Source organism: Paenibacillus sp. AR247 (genome assembly GCF_002968895.1).
Lineage (GTDB): Bacteria > Bacillota > Bacilli > Paenibacillales > Paenibacillaceae > Paenibacillus_AQ > Paenibacillus_AQ favisporus.
The window spans coordinates 2,116,660-2,119,583 of the sequence record NZ_PCZT01000009.1 but is presented as its reverse complement, the minus strand read 5'-3'; the positions used below and the strand labels follow the sequence as shown (position 1 = coordinate 2,119,583).

Annotated in this window: 4 protein-coding genes and 1 pseudogene; 1 reads left to right on the top strand and 4 read right to left on the bottom strand. The window is 53.2% G+C overall.

Annotated elements, in window-relative coordinates:
• Positions 1-367: helix-turn-helix transcriptional regulator (locus CPT76_RS18445; RefSeq protein WP_146116349.1), on the top strand; the 367-nt coding region annotated here is incomplete at its 5' end.
• 95 nt (positions 368-462) lie between these two features.
• Here the strand turns inward: CPT76_RS18445 and CPT76_RS18440 are convergent.
• From CPT76_RS18440 to CPT76_RS18425, 4 genes and pseudogenes are all read right to left on the bottom strand, one after another.
• Positions 463-1,457, bottom strand: a pseudogene (locus CPT76_RS18440) (acrylyl-CoA reductase family protein).
• A gap of 79 nt (positions 1,458-1,536) precedes the next feature.
• Complete coding sequence (locus CPT76_RS18435; RefSeq protein ID WP_105443868.1) at positions 1,537-2,103, bottom strand: alpha/beta fold hydrolase; 567 nt, start codon at positions 2,101-2,103, stop codon at positions 1,537-1,539.
• A complete protein-coding gene (locus CPT76_RS18430; RefSeq protein WP_105443867.1) occupies positions 2,094-2,669 on the bottom strand; it encodes a Ger(x)C family spore germination protein in 576 nt (191 codons plus the stop codon). Before CPT76_RS18430 ends, CPT76_RS18435 begins: the two co-directional genes overlap by 10 nt.
• A gap of 8 nt (positions 2,670-2,677) precedes the next feature.
• Positions 2,678-2,924, bottom strand: a 247-nt coding sequence (locus CPT76_RS18425) for a spore germination protein (protein ID WP_146116348.1), incomplete at its 5' end; no start/stop codon positions are given.

The window sequence follows — 2,924 nt, the reverse complement described above, 5'->3', positions numbered from 1 at the left end:
GAACAATTATCGAATCTTTCGATTATCCCGAATAAACAACCTCCGGATTGCCTTAGAGAGCTTTGTTCGCCGAGATAAAACGATCGAGGATTTAGAGGCTTTATGGAACGATCGCGGTCCGGTTACTCGTTTGGAGTTACATTTTCAGCCGCAGGTAAGAACGAGAGTACAGGACTACTTCAAAGCGGAATCGATCACCCCTTTACCTGACGGCTCACTTCAAGTTAAAGGGGAGTTTCTGGAGGATAGTTGGCTATATGATACGATTCTAAGTTTTGGGCCGAATGTCCTCGTATTGGAACCTGAACACATAAGGGCAGAGATCGCCGATCGAGTACGCAGAACTGCTCAATTATATGATAAATGATTTAACTCCTAACAATTGAAAAGACGTGACCGGATGGGCCGTTAACAGCGACCAGCGTTCCAGTACACGTCTCATGCTTTACGATGACAAGCTGCTCAAGTGAGGTTCACGATAGCCCGGCCCCGCATGCGGCCTTGAAGAATTTGAGTCAACGCGTCCGGCAGATCGGCCAGCGCAATCTCGTGAACGACGGAATCGAGCATTTCTTCTTCCGGCAGCCACTCGGCCGCGATCCGTCCCCATACCTTGCGCCGGAGCTCCATGGGGCACTGCACCGAGTCAATGCCGAGCAGATTAACGCCGCGTAAAATAAACGGAAGTACCGATGAGGCGAAGTCCATTCCCCCGGTAAAACCGCTGACAGCGACAGAGCCTCCGTAACGGACCGATCTTAGGGCATGAGGCAGAAGAGCCCCGCCTACCGGATCGACTGCACCGGCCCATCGCTCCTGATGAAGGGAGCGTCCTTCAGGCAATTCCAGCTCCTGGGGCGAGATGCATTCGGCGGCGCCTAGTTTTTTAAATAATCGGCTTCAGCGCTCTTGCGGGAGCTGGCCGTCACGTCATAACCCGATCGCGCCAGCATGGCGACGGCCCAGCTTCCGACGCCGCCGGTGGCGCCGGTCACGAGCACAGGGCCTTGGCTGGGAGCCAGTCCGTTCTCCTCCATCCGGTGAATGGATAACGCAGCGGTGAACCCGGCGGTGCCGACCGCCATCGCTGCCTTCGCCGACATACCCGGCGGCAGGGGGACGACCCAAGCAGAGGGAACCCGCGTCATTTGGCTGAAGCCACCCGGATGGGATACCCCCAATCCGTATCCCGTAACGAGGACTTCGTCTCCCTCACGGAATGCAGGATCAGACGAAGCGACGACGGTTCCGGACAAGTCGATTCCCGGAATATGCGGGTAACTGTTCACGATATTGCCTCCAGGGATGCTGGCCAGCCCGTCTTTATAATTCACGCCTGAGTATGCAACACGGATCGTTACATCCCCTTCCGGCAGATCGTCCAGCGAATAGCCCCGTACTTCCGGCTTCAGCTTTTCCCCTTTCCAATCTACCGTTAATGCTTGATAAGTGTTCATTTTTGATGCCGCCTCTCTTGAAAAATGATGGATGATTTGCAGAAAATTAAGCTCTGAGCATCGATTCAGCGTTTCAGATTCAGCTCTGCCCGATCGAATCAACAAACTCTTTGAGTTCCCGATTAAAGCGCTCAGGCTGATCCCAAAAGACCGCATGTCCTGCTTCTTCATACAGGGATACCCCGGAATGGGGGATGATTTCAGCGGTTCGCCGGCTGGCCTCAAGCTTCACGGTGCAATCCTGGGCTCCGTGTGTGATCCGAACGGGCTTCGTCATCGACGACAATACATCGTCGTTCGTGATCTGCCTGTTAAAGATTCCTTGATGTACGAATGCCGGAACGACCACATTGGATCCGAGAAAGAGATAGTGCTCCTCGCGGGTCAAAGTGTGATAAAACACGCTTTGCTCCAGCCACTGGTCCAGCGTGTTGATCCGAACCATCGGTTCGTCAGAGAAGAGGCCCGCCGACATGTTCAGCGTGTCGCTTCCCATATCGGCCATGAAGGCTTCCCTGCCAAGCCGGGTTAAGGCACCCGCAAACAGGACTCCTCCAATCTCGTTCTCCCCATACTCCCGGATATAGTCGAGAAGGGGGATTCCCGCGAATGACCACCCGACCAATACCGGTTGAATCAATCCCATCTCTCGGATGACTTCCATTTCCAAATGAATTTGTACATATACAGCGGGGCGACAATGGAGCTTTGTTCATAAGACCGCATCGGGCTGTTCAGCTGCGAGTATATGGCGGACAGTTCGCTGGTTGACGTCGCATTGAGCACCCGCTCCAAGGGTTCCCTGGTGGCCATTGCCCATACGGTATAACGAAACTCGTAATACCGGTCCCATACGTCAAAAACCTGATCGATCAGTCCGTGCTTTAATGCATTCTCGGTAAAGACAACCGACTTCACGTTGCTCCAGACAATTCGCTGCGGACTCGATTCGTACAGGTTGAATACCGCGGCGTCGAACGCATCGCCTTCAGCTTTCCCGACATAGGTCTTCTGCTGTTGGGACTGCCCCGATTCTTTCTTGGCAATCCCTCCAAAGTTGACCATTTGGATGTACACGACGACTTTGTCTTTGACATAATCTACGCCTAGTGTATTTACATAGATCATATGATCGATTTCCCTCGTTCCCCAGCAGCCGGTCAGCAGCGTGGAGAGCAGGATCACAGTTAAAATGCATCTTATCGTTCTCATGCCTCTACTCATCCTTTGTTTCCGGATTGGTCGGTGAATTTTCCTTTGCCCCAAGGCATGCGGAAAAGGACCTTAAACCATTCCTTAAATTGCGGCGGGGATAGAGGGGCCAAATAAGGGGTGCCAAAGGATCGAAGATTGACCAGGAACAGTATGAGCGCCATTAGACTCGACAGCGTGCCGAACAGTCCGAGAAACCCGCTGATCAGCAGAATCACCAGCCTTAACAAGCTTACCACCGTGACTAGGGACTGG

What these genes read in the sequence shown, in the direction of transcription:
- CPT76_RS18430 (WP_105443867.1), bottom strand. Translation starts at nt 2,669, where the DNA reads ATGAGAACGATAAGATGCATTTTAACTGTGATCCTGCTCTCCACGCTG.
- CPT76_RS18435 (WP_105443868.1), bottom strand. Translation starts at nt 2,103, where the DNA reads ATGGGATTGATTCAACCGGTATTGGTCGGGTGGTCATTCGCGGGAATC.